The following is a 13,639-nucleotide window of genomic DNA, read 5'->3' as shown; positions in this document are numbered from 1 at the left end:
ACGTCATCCTTGGGAATCGGAGGTCAGCAGCTTCTCCGGCAGGGTCTCGTGCACGACGAAGACGGAGTCGAGACCCGTGACCTGCAGGATCTTGCGTACGGCGGGCCGGGGCGCCGCCACCTCCAGTGTGCCGCCCCGCTCCCGCAACCGCTTGAGCGCGGACAGCAGCACGTTCATGCCGGTGGAGTCGCAGAACTCCACCGCGGACATGTCGAGGACGACACGCATGGTCTGGCTCTGACCAAGCAGCCGGGTGAACTCGGCCTGCAGGCGAGGCGCGGTGTATAGGTCGATTTCGCCAACGATGGTCACGACGGTGTGCCCGGCATGAGATCGAGTTGAGACTTTTAGCTCCACAGCGGGCACACTATCGGCGCGAGAGCCGCTGGTCACGTTCTCTTGAACAACCCGAGTCGTCCGGCCCTTTGTCCCCCGTTTCCGTCTCACGGAAACCCTGAGTGCGCGAAGCTTGACACTACGCAACAACGGCTTGGCCCGAAAGGGAGGAGACCCGGCACCTCCCGATCACCCCGCGCCACGTCAGTGGCGGCCGTTGAGTCACAAGAAACGGGCTCGAACGCATCATGAACACCGACCTACCCGAAGATCTCCAGCGGAAGCGGCTCCGGGAGCACCTGGAGTCCATGATCACTCGTACCGACAAGGCCACCTCGTGGCGCGACGCGGCGAGCTCACTGCGAAAACTGGTGGACCACGAGGGGCACATCCCGATCAGGACCCGCCTGTCGACCGAGGACCTGGACTTCCTTGAGGGAGCGCGTGAGGAGCTCCTCGACTTCGCCACGCTCGGCGTCAGGCTGCTCGACCTGCACCGGCCGCGCGACGCGGGCGGCGTCACGAGCGACACCGCGCATCCGATCCTGCGTTGCCGCAGCTGCATGTGGCGCTGGCCGTGCCCGACGTTCCGGGCGATGGTGGAATCTCTCGGCACCACCAGGAGGCTGACCTCCTGCCAGCACGTCGAACGCGACACCGAGGGTGACGAGTGCGCGCAGATGGCCCTCATGGTCGCTGTGAGACCCGAGAACCTCGATGACCACGTCACGCCCGCGCCGGCCGCCGGCGGCACGGGTTCCAACGGCACGGGCGCGAACTGACCGTCCCTCGACCGTCCTGCCCCCGCACCTGGGCTCGACCGTTCAACACACGAACGCCCAGGCGAAGGAGCACCTGGCCGCCCGGACGAAGCCCGGACGAACCGGACGAAGGAGCACCCGGCACCCGGCCGCTCAGGCGGAGAGTGACAGCCGGATCTCGAAGCGGCAGCCGGCGTCGGCGTTGACGACGCCGATCGACCCCTCGTGGGCCTCGACGATGCCTCGCGCGATCGCCAGGCCGAGGCCCGCTCCGGCTCCGTCGGCGCTGGGGGTACGGGCCGTCTCACCGCGGAAGGCGACGTCGAAGACGCGGGGCAGGTCGTCGGCCGGAATGCCGCCGCAGCAGTCGGCGACGGACAGGCAGGCGATGTCGTCCTCGGCCGAGGCGCGGACCACGACGGTGCCGTCGCCCGGGGTGTGCCTGATCGCGTTGACCACGAGGTTGCGCAGCGCCCGGGAGAGTTCGGCGGCGTCGGCCTGGACGGGGACCACCTGGTCGGCCTCGCCGGTCAGGCGCACCCCCTTCGCCCTGGCCAGCTGTTCGACCCCGGCCAGCGCGTCGGCGACCAGATCCCCGAGGCCGATCCTGCTGCGCGACAGGCGCAGTGTCCCGGCGTGGATCCTGGACAGCTCGAACAGGTCGTCGACCATGCCCGACAGCCGGTCCACCTCCAGGCGGATCTGCCGGTGGTAGCGGCGGACGGTCTCCTCGTCGGAGACCACCCCGTCCTCCAGGGCCTCGGCCATCGCCCTCATGCCCGCCAGCGGGGTGCGAAGGTCGTGGCTGACCCAGGCGACGAGCTCTCGGCGGGCGCTCTCCAGGGCGCGCTCGCGCTCGTGGCCGAGCCGCAGCCGCCGATACGCCTGGTCCAGGCTCCCGGCGATCGTGCCGAGCTCGGCGGGCAATCCCCTCGGTGGGGTGAACTCCCCCGAGGGCGATACGGCGTGCACGGCGTCGACGAGCCTGCGGCTCGCCGCCACGACCCGGCGCGAGAGCACCGTGGCGACGCCCAGCCCGACCAGGCCGCCCACGACGACCACGCTGAGCACGATGTCCCTCGGCGTACCCTCGATGATCATTTTCAGGGTGATGGCGACCACTCCGCCCACCGTCGCCACCACGGTCACCACGACGACCACCGCGAGCATCACGCCGATCGACCGCTCGCGCAGCAGTCGCATCGCGCCCAGCCCGGCCAGCGCGACCAGCAGGCCCAGCCCGGCGGTGACCGCGACGATCAGCAGGATCTCGGGGATCACGACTCCGCCAGCGGTTCGTAGCGGTAGCCGACGCCCCACACGGTGACGATGCGCCGGGGGGCGGTCGGGTCGGGCTCGATCTTCTCGCGGAGGCGGCGGACGTGCACGGTCACCGTGGACGAGTCGCCGAAGGACCAGCCCCACACCTGGTCGAGCAGGGCGGAGCGGCTGAAGGCCTGGCGGGGGTTGCGCATCATGTGGGCGAGGAGGTCGAACTCGCGGGCGGTGAGCAGGACCTCGTCGCCGTGCAGGCGCACCTCGTGGGCGCCGACGTCGACCGTGAGCTCGCCGTCCCTGAGCACGCCGGTACCGGCGGGCAGGGAGGCGCCGCGCGCCCGCCGCAGCACGGACTGTACGCGCAGGGCCAGCTCACGCGGGCTGAACGGCTTCGTGACGTAGTCGTCGGCACCGGTCTCCAGGCCGGCGACCCTGTCCAGCTCCTCGCCGAGCGCGGTCAACATGATCACCGGGACCGGCCAGCGCTCCCTGAGTTTCCTGCAGACCTGGAGTCCGTCCATCTTCGGAAGCATCAGGTCGAGCACCATCAGATCGGGCGGGTTGGCCAGCGCGCGCCTGAGCGCCTCGGCGCCGTCCCCGACGCAGTCGACCGCGTGACCGTCGCGCTCCAGGTAGCGGGCCACGACCTCGGCCACCATCGGATCGTCCTCGACCACCAGAATCCGCGCGTTCATGGCCTCCACGGTAGGCCCGCGAGGGAACGATCCCTCATTCGTGTCATCGGTCCGTAAGGACTGGATCGTTATGACCTTCGTTATGATCAAGGCCCTCGCCGTTTCCCAGGCCGACGTACGGTAGAGCGTATGAGTCGTATCGTGTTCGGGGTTCTGGGCGTCCTGCTCGCGCTCTACGTGGTGTTCGGGCTCGTGCTGCCCGCCCTCTTCGGGCTGCTGAAGTTCGCGCTCGTGCTCGGGGTGCTCGCCCTCGTGGTCGTCGCCGCGGTCACCGTGGTCGGCAAGCTCAAGCAGTGAACCTACTGCTCGCCGTCCAGACCCTGACGGTCTGGATGTTCGACGGCGGCGGTGTCCTCACGGCCGCCGCCGTGGTCGGGCTGGGCGTGCTCCTGCTCGCCTGGGCGCTGCGTCCGGCGCCCGTCACCTCGGGTACGGGGTCACGGTCACCGCTGTCCCGGCGCGACCGGGCCAGGCTGACGATGTTCGTCCGGCAGTGCGACCCCGACGCGGCCGGGAGGTCCCGGCCCAGAGCACCCTCCGCGGGCCCGGCGCCCGCGTAACCCCCGCGACCTCTCGCGACCTCCGTGCCCGACGCGCGTGATCGCCGTGTGTCCCCCGTGTTCTTGATCACCGTGTGTCCGCACAGATGTGGTCGCCGTGCGTCCACGCGCACGCGATCGCCGTGTGTCACCCGCGCACATGACCGGTAACCCCGTACATGCGTGATCGGCATGTCTCCGGGACACCCGGCCTTCGCGCGCCGCGCACGCGTCCCGAAAAGATCCTCGCGGTTCGCGGGTGCCTTCTGCGCCGTCTTCACTCCGCTCAGAAGGGCCCTTCCATGTTCGACCCCGTCATCTCGTTCACCGCCGGTCTCATCGCCGTGCTCGCCGAGCCGTTGGGCTCGGCCCCGCTCGCGATCGTCGTTTTCACCCTCCTCGTCCGGCTCATGCTGCTTCCGCTCGGTGTCATGCAGGCGAGGGGCGAGCGGGTCAGGACCCGCCTCGCGCCGGAGCTCAGGAAACTCCAGAAGCGGTACGGCCGCGACCCCGAGCGGCTCCAGCGGGAGATGGCCGCCCTCTACGCCAGGGAGAAGACCTCGCCGCTGGCCGGGTGCCTGCCATCCGTGGCACAAATGCCGTTCCTCATGGTGACGTACCAGGTGTTCGTCTCCTCGACGATCGCCGGGCAGGCCAACACGCTCCTGACCCACGGGCTCCTCGGGGTGCCGCTCGGGCAGCAGTTCGCGGGCACGGTGGCCGGATTCGGGCTGATCAGCGGTCCGACCATGGTGTTCGCCGGACTCTTCCTGCTGCTCGTCGCCGTGGCGTGGGTCACCTCCCGCCGGATGCGGCGCACGATGAGCGAGGACCTCCAGCCCGCGGCGCTGCGCCGGATGCTGCCCCTGCTGCCGTACGGGACGGTTCTGGTCGCCATGGTGCTGCCGCTGGCGGCGGGGATCTATCTCCTCGTCTCGACGGCCTGGACGGCCGGGGAGAAGGCGGTGCTGCACCGCCCGGCGCTCGCCGGGGCGTGAGGGTCCCGTCCCCGGATCCACCGAACTCGGCACCGGCGAGGGAGTGCCCGTCACACCGGTTCGGCCTCCACGAGGAAAGCGCCGTCACACCGCTTCGACGTCCAGGAAAGAACGGCCGCGACATGGGGTCGGCACCCGCGAAAGAACCACTGTCACACCGGCTCGACATCCGCGAAGGAGGCGCCGTCACACCGCTTCGGACACCCACGAAAGAAGCACCGCGACACAGGTTCGACGCCCGCGAAAGAACCACCGTCACACCGGCTCGGCACCCGCGAAAAACCACCGTGAACGTTTCACGTTCGCCGCACGTCTCCTCGCCGGTGTCACGAGGTCAGGCCCGCTCCGCGGACCGGGACGGGGACGGTGATCTGTTTCCTGGCGAGTGCCGATGTGATACTTCCGGTGCCGTCCGGCCCGACGGAGTGATCGCACGTCTTCGCGGAACCGCATTTCGTCCATGCCCCAGGAGGAATGATGCGCAAGACCCTGACCCTGCTCGCCTCGGCCGTGCTGGCCACCGGCCTGACACTGTCCGTCGGCGCGGCGCCCGCACAGGCCGCCACTCTCAGAAACGTCTACTACTACGACTGGGACTGCCACCGGGTCGGAAACCTCGGCATCCAGAGCGGCTGGTGGACCTCGTACAGCTGCGTCCCCCAGTACGACAAGTGGTTCCTCTACGCGTAGAACCCGCGTAGCCGCCCACCGAACAACGCCGCCCGGCGGGCCCCGGGTGAGCACGCGGAGATCGGGATCCCGCCCTGCCTCGTGACGTGTGAGGTGGGGCGGGACACCGTCGGGAGCGTTACCCGCATTCCCTGAGGGCGGGTTCGGGGGTGGAAACACGGCCGTTACCTACCGTGTCGACCGCCGCGACCAACGCCCACACCGTGGTGATGTCTCCCTCGTGCCTGACGCCCCAGGTGGAGGCCAGATATTCGACGATTCCGAGTCCTCGCCCTCCCAGGGAGGAGAGCGCCGGGCGTCCCGCCCGCGGTTCGGTGGCGGCGCCACCGTCACTCACAGCGACCTCGACATGCTCCTCGGTCCAGCGCCATGACACCCTGATCTGCCCTGATGGCAGGGGGTGAGCGTGACGCAGCGCATTGCTCAGCAGCTCGCTGACCACGAGCACCGCGTCATCGATGGCGGACTCGTACACACCCCGTTCCTGCAGGTCAGAGCAGAGGCGTTGGCGTGCGACAGCGACGCTGGACGGTGCATACGGCAACAGAACGACGCTCGACGCACTCACCTCCCCGTATGCCTGTTCCCCCCTGAGGAACTCACCCCAGTACGACCGAAATGCCCCGTTAGATAGTCTTGGAAACCGCACACCAATTACAGCTTGTGCACATTCGACAATAGATCAGCACATCCGTTACCGGCTCGTTACCGCTTCGGCGTGTCGATCAGGTAAGAGCGCTCGGCGTGTCGGCAATACGAAGAGCCAACCTCATCCGGGTGCCGCCCGAGGGGCGCGGATGCGCCGTGACCTCCCCTTCCTGGGCCCGCGCGAGGCTCCGCACGATGTAGAGGCCGAGGCCGACCCCGCCGAATCTGCGGCGGTCACCGCTGTCCGCCTGGACGAAACGTTCGAAGACGCGCTCCCGCATGGCGGGGGCGATTCCCACGCCCTCGTCGTCCACGACCAGCACCACCCGGTCGCCGTCCACCCATGCCTCGACCCTGATCAGGCCACCGTCCGGTGAGTACTTGAAGGCGTTCTCCAGCAACTGGGCCAGCAGGATGTCGGTGGCCAGCGCGTCACCGGACACCAGGGGCAGGTCGTCGGGGACGGCGACCTCGATGCGGTGCAGGTCCGACAGGATCGGCAGACCCAGCGTCGCACGCCCGACCAGCTCGGCCAGGTCGAAGCTCTCGATCCTGAGCACGAGCTCGCCGGCCCCGGCGCGCGAGCCCAGCAACAGGTGGTCCATGAGCTGACCGAGAGAGCGGGCCCGCTCGGCGATGGTGTGCACGGCGGCACGGCGCTCGACGTCGGTCATGCCGTCCCAGCGGCTGTCGAGCGTGCTGGCGAAGCCTCGGACCACGGTGATCGGCGTGCGCAGCTCGTGGCTGGTGGTGGCGAGGAAGAGGTCCTTGGCCTCCTCCAGCTCCTTCGCGCGGGTGACGTCGCGGAAGTCGACCACGATCTCGCCCGTCTCCACGATCTCCGCGCAGAGCACGTCCAGCCAGGTGCCCGAGGGCAGCTGGATGCCGAGCTTGTCCCCGGGCCTCGGCAGCTCGAACGGCGGCGGCCCGCCGATCACCTCGGTGGCGTGGAAACCGGTCAGCTCGCTCGCGGCCGGGTTCCACCGGACGACCCTGCCCGCGCCGTCGAGGACCGCGATGCCGTCGGCGCTGGCGTCGAACACCGCCCGTTCGTGGGCGCGCTGGCGTACGGCCTCCTGGTAGGCCATCGCGTTGCCCACGGCGATGCCCGCGTGACCGGCGAGGAGCTCCAGCAGTTCCAGCTCCAGGTGGCTCACCTTGCGCTTGGCGAACAGCGCGTACAGCGCGCCGTACGGCCGCCCGCCCATGGCGGCGAGGCCGAGCGCGATGGTGTGCAGGCCGGGCAGCCGCGACCAGATCAGATCGTCCAGGCGACTCTGGTCGCCGGTCTCCAGCAGGACGGTCCTGCCCTCGCGCAGCAGCTTGCCGACCAGGCTGGTGCGAAGGTCGGCGGTGGAGTCGCGCATCGTGTCGGGAAGGTTGTGGCAGGCCACGAGCCTGAGTTTGTCGCCCTCGATCAGCACGAACCCGCCCGCGTCGGCCCCGGTCAGGTCGGCAAGGCTCGCCGCGATCCGGTCGAGCACGGCGGGCAGCTCCAGCTCGGCGTTGATGTCGGCGACCACGTCGGTGAGCCTGCGGACGAGCTGTGCCCTGCGGACGCTGCGCTCGTTCGCGGTCTCGTCGTCCTGGGCCAGGTGGTAGACGCTGACGTAGCCGAGGAGGGCGCCGTCCGGCGAGGACAGCGCGCCGGTGTCGACCCGTACGTCGATCAGGCTGCCGTCGCGGCGAAACCGCTTGGTCCTCAGCGAGACCTCACCGCCGGTGCGGACCTTCTCCAGGACCGCGTTGTGCTCGGCCGTCAGCTCCTCGGGGACCACCGGCGCCCGGCGCCCGACGATCTCCTTCGCCGACCAGCCGAAAAGGCGCTCGGCGGCGGGATTCCAGGCGAGCACCGTCTGCTCGCGATCGATGGCGACGATCGCGTTGGGCGCCGCGGCGACGACCTCACGGCCGATACCGCCGTCACTGTCGGCCCTGTAGTCCACCACAGACCCATAGTGCCGTCTCAACCGGTCTGATCTTGGCACTTTCGTCCCGCACGTGTTGCCACTGGCCGGGCGATCCGTCCGATACTCTGCGGTCACCACACACCTGGATACGAAAGGGTGGGGCCATGTCATCCGGCGACATCGATGCATTGCTACGGGTGACCTCGCCCGACTACGTCGGCACGAGCCATCCCGACATCGCGTTCGGCACGCTCGACGGCCCGCTGGGGCGTCTCACCCTCGCGGTGACGGGCAGGGGTGTGGTGGCCTGCAGCTACGAGGACGAGAACGTCGTCTTCGAACGGATCAGCAGGGAGGTCGGCACGTTCATCGGGCCGGACGCCCGGCGGCTCGATCCCGTCCGCCGGGAGCTGGACGCCTACTTCTCCGCCAGGCTCCGCGCCTTCACCACACCGGTCGACCTGCGCCTGGCGACCCAGTTCTCCAGGACCGTCCTGCAGATGATGCTCGCGGTGCCGTACGGGACGGTGACGACCTACCGCGAGATCGCCGAGCGGATCGGCAGGCCGCGGGCGCTGCGCGCGGTCGGCAACGCGCTGGGCAGCAACCCGGTGTGCGTCATCGTGCCGTGCCACCGGGTCGTCGAGAGCGAGGCCGTTCTGGGCGGGTACGCCGGAGGGTCCGCCGCCAAGGAACGCCTGCTGCGCATCGAGTCCACCGCCACGGCCCGCGCGCCCGGCGGCGCGTAGACCGCCTCGCCCGTCCCTCCCCGCCCGGCCGAAGGCGTACGCTCCCGTGCGACAGGAAGCCTTACGCCCTCGTATGCCACCGACCGGAAACCGCACGGCCGGCACGGTCAGGAGCGGCGCCGGAGCGCGCCGAGGGCCAGGGTGGCGAGGCCCGCGACGAGGAACGCGCCGACGGACGCGCTCATCCACGGCTGCGGGACGAAGCCGAGCGCGTCGCGGACGCCGTTCCAGAACGAGGTCCACCACGCGACCTCCGGAGCGGTCGGCAGTGCGGCGAGCATCCACCACGTCACGAAGCCCAGCACCCACGCGACCACCATGAGCGGGCGCGAGGGCGCGGTCTCCGAGGTGTCCCAGCGATCGGCGCCGCCGAGCAGGAAGTAGTCCGCGGCGAGCACCGCGAACATCGGCACGAAGACCGCTCCGATGAGGCCGAGGAAGCCGGTGTAGGTCTCGGCGTTGACGAAGATCGCGAGCAGGGTGACCAGCACGCCGATGGCGACGGAGATGATCCGGCGGTCCAGCCTGGGCAGCAGGTTCTGCAGCGACATCGCGGTGGAGTAGACGTTCACGAACGACTGGTCGGTCTCGCGCAGCACCAGGATGCCGAAGAACAGCGGGCCGAGCGCCGCGGCGACGAAGGGGTCCCAGACCTGGTTCGGGTCGTTGCCGACCAGTGCGAGCGCCGCGATGCCGAGGACGAGGCAGGCCACCTGGGCGATCGTGTAGCCGCCGACGACCCCGGTGAACGCGGCCCTGCCGGAGCGGGAGAAGCGGGCGAAGTCCGCCGCGACCGGCACCCACGAGACCGACAGCGCGATCACGTAGTCGACCGCGGGGGCGAACGCCTCCCAGGATCCGCCGCCGATCGCCGGTCCCCGCTGGAAGAGCGCGATCGTGAACCAGATCATCGAGATCACCACACCGGCGGTGACGTACCTGCGGAGCAGGCGGACCGCTCCCAGCGGCCGGATGGTGAGCGCGGTGGTGATCACCCCCGCGACGACCACCCAGACCGCGTAGGGCACCTCGACACCGAAGGACCCGGCGATGGCCTGGGCGCCCTGGGCGATCACCCACAGCTCGAAGGCCCCCCAGCCCAGCATCTGGATGATGTTCAGCACGGTCGGCAGGTAGGAGAGCCTGGCCCCGAAGAGGCCGCGCAGCAGGACCATCGCCGGAGCGCCGGTCCGCTGCCCGGGAATCGCGGCCAGGCCGACCATCGCGGTACCGATGACGCTGCCCACGACGGCGGCCAGGATCGCGGCCACGAAGCTCAGCGGCCGGTCCCCGAGCGGGTTGATCAGGGCGATCGCACCGGAGAACCCGAGCAGGCTGACTCCCAGGTTGGCCCAGAGCGCGCCCTGGTCGAGCACGCCGAGGGCCTTGGGAGGAGCCTCGCCGAGCGTGAGGGGCGCCTCGACCGCCCCTGAGTCCCCGGGATCTCCGGGGCCCTTGGTGGAATCAACGGCGGCAGACGTCATCACGCACACTCCCTACGCCGGCATTACCCGGACAGGTTCATGCGGTCGGCGGCGCGTCGGAGGGTTCGAGACCCTCTGCGTGATTCCGCCCTCTCAGCCCGGTTACGCCCGAGCTCCCGCGGTAGACATTCGCCCCGATTATGCCATTCATTCCTTTCCTAGCAAGGGCTCCCCCTCGCCCGGTGCGTACGGCTCAGGCGACGAAGGGGTCCTGACCGCTCTCGGCGACCATCGGGCGTCCCGCGCCGTCCCAGGACCGCATGCCGCCGCCGACGTTGATCGCGTCCCAGCCGACGTGGTTGAGCCAGGCGGCGGCGTTCGCGGAACGGCCGCCGACCCGACAGACCACGTAGACGGGTGTGTCCTTGGGCACCTCGTCGACCCGCGCCTGCAGCTCGCCCAGGGGGATGTGGACGGCACCGGGCGCGTGCCCGGCACGCCACTCGTCGTTCTCGCGTACGTCGAGCAGGAACGCGTCTTCCGGCACGGCCTGCACCTCAACTTCAGGAACACTCATGCGCTCATTGTTCCAACGTCCCCCACCGGATGGGGCACGAAGCCGCTCGGATGCCCTCATCCGGACCTTCAATTTCCCCTGATAGCAGGCTAATTGGGGACATCCAGCCTGCCGAATTGTCCGTTCACCGGCGGGGCGGGGAAGCCGTTCACCGAGGGCGGCCGGGAGCGCCCAACGGAGAACCGATAATCCGGCAGATCGGCGGAGGGCGGAAGGACCCGGCCGCGGAGGCGTTCACCCACGTCCCGCTGTCGGGGCACGTCCCAGAAGTCAGGGCACGTCCCAGAAGGCGAGTTCGTGAGCCATCCCCTCGGCGAACAGCCTCCCCGCCCTGCCGGGATCCGGCGCCACCTCGTCGATCATCACCGCGATGCGCTCGGTCAGCTCGGCGAAGGCGGGGTGCGCGTAGGTGTCCACCCAGGCGCGGTAGCGGGGCTCCTCGGGCGGGTTCTCCGCCAGGACGCGGCCGAGCGTGGAGTAGCCCCACATGCAGGGGTAGAGCGCGGCCAGACCGTCGGCGTAGACGGCCGCGGAGTCGAGCAGGAAGGAGGTGTACGCCGCGCAGGCCGGCCCCTTCCTCGCGCCGCCGAGGTCGGCGTCGAACTCGGCCGACAGCGACCGGTGCAGGCTCAGCTCCTCGTGGAAGGTGGCGTGCGCCAGGTCCACCAGGTCGCCCAGATGCCCGTCCGGAGCCTGCCAGGCGAGTCGCGAGAAGACACGGACGTAGTCGAGCAGGAACAGGTAGTCCTGCTCCAGCCACGACCGGAACACCCGCTCCGGCAGGTCTCCCCGTGCGATGCCCACCACCGTCGGGTGGGCGAGCTGCGCCTCGACGAGCGGGCGGCCGATCGCGTGCAGTTCCTCAGAAACCCTCATGGGTCGGAGATTGTGTCAGGTCAGGGCGGCGGCGCCGAAGGAGACGCTGAAGCGCTTGCACCAGATGGTGACGGACTTCAGGCTGTCGAGGTCGGCTCCGGCGGGAATGGCGTAGTTGGCGTTGCCCCTGTTTCCCTTCAGGTCGCCGAGTTCGAGGTGCTTGCCGTCGTCCAGGTTGAACCATCCCGCGGTGCCCTCCTTGACGGGCTGGTCACTGAGCCAGACCCGCAGGTCAGGCCCGTCGGAGGTGTTCAGGTCCTCGATCCGCAGGACCCGGCTCCCGTCGGGCAGCTCCAGCACCCTCGCCCTGCCCTCGGTCTTGTGCTCGTGGGAGATGAACGTGCCCTTGGACAGGGTCTTCGGCTCCCGAGCGGGCGCAGGGGATTCGGAGGGCGCGGAGGACTCCGAGGACTCCGAGGACTCCGAGGACTCCGAGGACGCGGAAGGCTCGCCCTGCGGGGCGGCCTCGGCTCCGGGTGGCGCGGTCGCCACGGGCAGCGCCTCGTTCACCTCGACGACGGTGAACAGGCGCCACGGCTGGAACAGGTACAGCGCGACACCGAGCGCGACGGCGCCCAACGCCAGGACGCCCCAGGTGACGGGGTGTCGGAGCAACCTCTTGACTCTCATGGGATACCTCCGGCGTCGGGTCCCGTGGCTTCCGGCCACGAGGAGAAAGCCGAGATGTCCCTCCGGCCTCGACGCCGACGCTATCCGCGGCGCCGCCCTCGATCGATTACGGACTGCTTACGACCGCGAAGTCCTCGCCCCGCTCCCGCGTGACACGACGGCGCCGACCGCCTCGACCCCGCCGCCCCTCGACGCCCCGCCCCGCTCCCGCGTGACACGACGGGACTCCCCGGTCTCCGAAGGACGCGGCCCGGTCGCCTCCGTTCGACCTCCGACGCCGTTGTCCGGCACGGGACGAGCGGGTCGCGAAGATCGAAAACGGGCTGGGCCGAGGTCCTCGGAAGGCCGGGGAGTCGGAAGGCCGGGGAGAAGGTCACTTGCCGAGGGCGTCCTTGGGGACGGGCTTGTCCTGGGCGAGGGCCTCGAACATACGCAGGGCCTTCTCCCGGTCCCACTTGACGACGGACTGGCCGTCGATGGTGGGCAGGGAGCCGATGGGCACGACCGTGGTGATCGGGTCGCCGCCCATGGCGAGGCCGAGGGAGAGCAGGTCGAACGCGCCGGTCTCCTCGCCGACGGTCACCGAGTCGGCCGCGCTCAGCGCGAGCGGGACGGAGGTGAAGGGGTTGATCAGGACGCCGGGGCTCGCCGCCTTCTTCACCACCGCGGAGAAGAACTGGCGCTGGCGCTGGGTCCTGTCAAGGTCGGGGATCGCGCCGGTGGCGCGGGTGCGGACGTAGCCGAGGGCCGTCCCGCCGTCCATGGTCTGCAGGCCCTTCTTCAGGTTGATCCCCGCCTTGGGATCCTTGATCGCCTGCTTGACGTTGATCTCGACCCCGCCGATGGCGTCCACGATCCCCACGAAGCCGCCGAAGCCGATCTCCATGTAGTGGTCGATGCGCAGCCCGGTGACCTGCTCCACGGTCTTGGGAAGCAACTGCTGACCGCCCTTGAAGGCATAGGCGGCGTTGAGCTTGTTGCTGCCGTGGCCGTCGATCGGCACGTACGAGTCACGCGGGAGGCTGACCAGGGTCGGGCGGTCGTCGCCCTCGGGGATGTGCAGCAGCATCATCGTGTCGGTCCTGCGGCCCACCGCCTTGCCCGTGGCGAGCTTCTTGCGCTGGGCCGCGGTCAGGCCCTCACGGCTGTCGGAGCCGACCAGCAGCCAGTTGGTGCCGGGGGTGTCGGCGGGACGGCCCTCGTAGTCGGTGAGCGCCTCGACCCGGGTCAGCCGCGAGTTGACCGTGAAATACCCGACGACGACCAGGATGAGCAGCACGACGACCAGTCCGGCGAGGATCCGCACGGCGAGCCTGCCGGGGCGCTTCGGCCGCCAGGCGGGCATGCGCGACGCGAACCCGCCGCCCTGGCCGCCGGAGCCTCCGCCCGAGCCCCCCGGCTGGGCCGAGGGGGCGTTCAGCGGCCTGACCGGGCCGGAACCCGATCTGGCCTTGCCGTACACCCGCCCGCCTCCCCGGGAGGGCGGCACCTCGCGCGCGGACGCCTCCTGTCGGACGGGCGTATCCCG

At 70.0% G+C, this 13,639-nt stretch carries 16 protein-coding genes and 1 riboswitch; of the genes, 6 read left to right on the top strand and 10 right to left on the bottom strand.

Translation table 11 applies throughout. The annotated features are described in order from the left end of the window. Nucleotides 1–3 precede the first annotated feature (3 nt). Nucleotides 4–357, bottom strand: coding sequence for an STAS domain-containing protein (locus ACFY3V_RS23415; RefSeq protein WP_350942041.1), 354 nt, complete (start codon nucleotides 355–357; stop codon nucleotides 4–6). A gap of 227 nt (nucleotides 358–584) precedes the next feature. Here ACFY3V_RS23415 and ACFY3V_RS23410 point away from each other — a divergent pair, with 227 nt between their 5' ends. Continuing rightward, nucleotides 585–1,118, top strand: a complete 534-nt coding sequence (locus tag ACFY3V_RS23410; protein WP_362902122.1) for a hypothetical protein — start codon at nucleotides 585–587, stop codon at nucleotides 1,116–1,118. 132 nt (nucleotides 1,119–1,250) lie between these two features. Here ACFY3V_RS23410 and ACFY3V_RS23405 read toward each other — a convergent pair whose 3' ends face one another. Both ACFY3V_RS23405 and ACFY3V_RS23400 read right to left on the bottom strand, forming a co-directional pair. Next, nucleotides 1,251–2,378, bottom strand: coding sequence for a HAMP domain-containing sensor histidine kinase (locus ACFY3V_RS23405; RefSeq protein WP_350942037.1), 1,128 nt, complete (start codon nucleotides 2,376–2,378; stop codon nucleotides 1,251–1,253). Next, entirely contained in the window at nucleotides 2,375–3,070 is a 696-nt protein-coding gene (locus ACFY3V_RS23400) for a response regulator transcription factor (RefSeq protein WP_350942035.1), read from the bottom strand. Before ACFY3V_RS23400 ends, ACFY3V_RS23405 begins: the two co-directional genes overlap by 4 nt. 129 nt (nucleotides 3,071–3,199) lie before the next feature. Here ACFY3V_RS23400 and ACFY3V_RS23395 point away from each other — a divergent pair, with 129 nt between their 5' ends. The 4 genes from ACFY3V_RS23395 to ACFY3V_RS23380 all read left to right on the top strand — a co-directional run bounded on the left by ACFY3V_RS23395 (nucleotide 3,200) and on the right by ACFY3V_RS23380 (nucleotide 5,297). Further along, nucleotides 3,200–3,367, top strand: a complete 168-nt coding sequence (locus tag ACFY3V_RS23395) for a hypothetical protein (RefSeq protein ID WP_350942034.1) — start codon at nucleotides 3,200–3,202, stop codon at nucleotides 3,365–3,367. Further along, a complete protein-coding gene (locus ACFY3V_RS23390; RefSeq protein WP_350942032.1) occupies nucleotides 3,364–3,630 on the top strand; it encodes a DUF6412 domain-containing protein in 267 nt (88 codons plus the stop codon). The genes ACFY3V_RS23395 and ACFY3V_RS23390 overlap by 4 nt, the downstream gene beginning before the upstream one ends. A gap of 281 nt (nucleotides 3,631–3,911) precedes the next feature. After that, nucleotides 3,912–4,607 (top strand): YidC/Oxa1 family membrane protein insertase, encoded by a 696-nt coding sequence (locus ACFY3V_RS23385; RefSeq protein WP_389776152.1) that lies wholly within the window; start codon nucleotides 3,912–3,914, stop codon nucleotides 4,605–4,607. Nucleotides 4,608–5,084: 477 nt separating this feature from the next. Further along, nucleotides 5,085–5,297 (top strand): hypothetical protein, encoded by a 213-nt coding sequence (locus ACFY3V_RS23380; protein ID WP_350942030.1) that lies wholly within the window; start codon nucleotides 5,085–5,087, stop codon nucleotides 5,295–5,297. Nucleotides 5,298–5,415: 118 nt separating this feature from the next. Here the strand turns inward: ACFY3V_RS23380 and ACFY3V_RS23375 are convergent, their stop codons facing one another. Together ACFY3V_RS23375 and ACFY3V_RS23370 are read right to left on the bottom strand one after the other, a co-directional pair. Continuing rightward, nucleotides 5,416–5,865, bottom strand: coding sequence for an ATP-binding protein (locus tag ACFY3V_RS23375; RefSeq protein ID WP_362513493.1), 450 nt, complete (start codon nucleotides 5,863–5,865; stop codon nucleotides 5,416–5,418). Between the two features lie 157 nt (nucleotides 5,866–6,022). After that, nucleotides 6,023–7,894, bottom strand: coding sequence for a PAS domain S-box protein (locus ACFY3V_RS23370; RefSeq protein WP_389776148.1), 1,872 nt, complete (start codon nucleotides 7,892–7,894; stop codon nucleotides 6,023–6,025). A 125-nt stretch (nucleotides 7,895–8,019) separates the two neighbouring features. Between ACFY3V_RS23370 and ACFY3V_RS23365 the strand changes: the two genes are divergently transcribed. Then, a complete protein-coding gene (locus ACFY3V_RS23365) occupies nucleotides 8,020–8,604 on the top strand; it encodes a methylated-DNA--[protein]-cysteine S-methyltransferase (protein WP_362902111.1) in 585 nt (194 codons plus the stop codon). A 107-nt stretch (nucleotides 8,605–8,711) separates the two neighbouring features. On the opposite strand, the gene ACFY3V_RS23360 is transcribed toward ACFY3V_RS23365, so the two are convergent. The 5 genes from ACFY3V_RS23360 to ACFY3V_RS23340 all read right to left on the bottom strand — a co-directional run bounded on the left by ACFY3V_RS23360 (nucleotide 8,712) and on the right by ACFY3V_RS23340 (nucleotide 13,573). After that, nucleotides 8,712–10,088: a cytosine permease gene (locus ACFY3V_RS23360; protein ID WP_350942025.1), complete on the bottom strand. Its 1,377-nt coding sequence runs from the start codon at nucleotides 10,086–10,088 to the stop codon at nucleotides 8,712–8,714. Next, a riboswitch (TPP riboswitch) is annotated at nucleotides 10,080–10,218 on the bottom strand. (Overlaps the previous gene by 9 nt.) Before the next feature lie 63 nt (nucleotides 10,219–10,281). After that, nucleotides 10,282–10,605: a rhodanese-like domain-containing protein gene (locus tag ACFY3V_RS23355; RefSeq protein WP_350942023.1), complete on the bottom strand. Its 324-nt coding sequence runs from the start codon at nucleotides 10,603–10,605 to the stop codon at nucleotides 10,282–10,284. Nucleotides 10,606–10,875: 270 nt separating this feature from the next. Then, nucleotides 10,876–11,481 (bottom strand): transcriptional regulator, encoded by a 606-nt coding sequence (locus tag ACFY3V_RS23350; protein WP_362902108.1) that lies wholly within the window; start codon nucleotides 11,479–11,481, stop codon nucleotides 10,876–10,878. Between the two features lie 15 nt (nucleotides 11,482–11,496). Further along, nucleotides 11,497–12,111, bottom strand: a complete 615-nt coding sequence (locus ACFY3V_RS23345; RefSeq protein ID WP_389776143.1) for a DM13 domain-containing protein — start codon at nucleotides 12,109–12,111, stop codon at nucleotides 11,497–11,499. 373 nt (nucleotides 12,112–12,484) lie between these two features. Further along, on the bottom strand, nucleotides 12,485–13,573 hold the full coding sequence (locus ACFY3V_RS23340) for an LCP family protein (protein WP_362902104.1): 1,089 nt from the start codon (nucleotides 13,571–13,573) through the stop codon (nucleotides 12,485–12,487). Between the last annotated feature and the right edge of the window lie 66 nt (nucleotides 13,574–13,639).

It is taken from the genome of Streptosporangium sp. NPDC000095, from assembly GCF_042899335.1.
GTDB lineage: Bacteria > Actinomycetota > Actinomycetes > Streptosporangiales > Streptosporangiaceae > Streptosporangium.
Note: the sequence above shows the minus strand (reverse complement) of the source record. Positions and strands in the feature narration are given on the sequence as shown.

Excerpts from the sequence above, each read along its gene's own strand:
- ACFY3V_RS23380 (WP_350942030.1), top strand. The coding sequence starts at position 5,085 with ATGCGCAAGACCCTGACCCTGCTCGCCTCGGCCGTGCTGGCCACCGGC.
- ACFY3V_RS23350 (WP_362902108.1), bottom strand. The coding sequence starts at position 11,481 with ATGAGGGTTTCTGAGGAACTGCACGCGATCGGCCGCCCGCTCGTCGAG.
- ACFY3V_RS23400 (WP_350942035.1), bottom strand. The coding sequence starts at position 3,070 with ATGAACGCGCGGATTCTGGTGGTCGAGGACGATCCGATGGTGGCCGAG.
- ACFY3V_RS23345 (WP_389776143.1), bottom strand. The coding sequence starts at position 12,111 with ATGAGAGTCAAGAGGTTGCTCCGACACCCCGTCACCTGGGGCGTCCTG.
- ACFY3V_RS23355 (WP_350942023.1), bottom strand. The coding sequence starts at position 10,605 with ATGAGTGTTCCTGAAGTTGAGGTGCAGGCCGTGCCGGAAGACGCGTTC.
- ACFY3V_RS23395 (WP_350942034.1), top strand. The coding sequence starts at position 3,200 with ATGAGTCGTATCGTGTTCGGGGTTCTGGGCGTCCTGCTCGCGCTCTAC.
- ACFY3V_RS23365 (WP_362902111.1), top strand. The coding sequence starts at position 8,020 with ATGTCATCCGGCGACATCGATGCATTGCTACGGGTGACCTCGCCCGAC.
- ACFY3V_RS23360 (WP_350942025.1), bottom strand. The coding sequence starts at position 10,088 with ATGACGTCTGCCGCCGTTGATTCCACCAAGGGCCCCGGAGATCCCGGG.
- ACFY3V_RS23410 (WP_362902122.1), top strand. The coding sequence starts at position 585 with ATGAACACCGACCTACCCGAAGATCTCCAGCGGAAGCGGCTCCGGGAG.
- ACFY3V_RS23385 (WP_389776152.1), top strand. The coding sequence starts at position 3,912 with ATGTTCGACCCCGTCATCTCGTTCACCGCCGGTCTCATCGCCGTGCTC.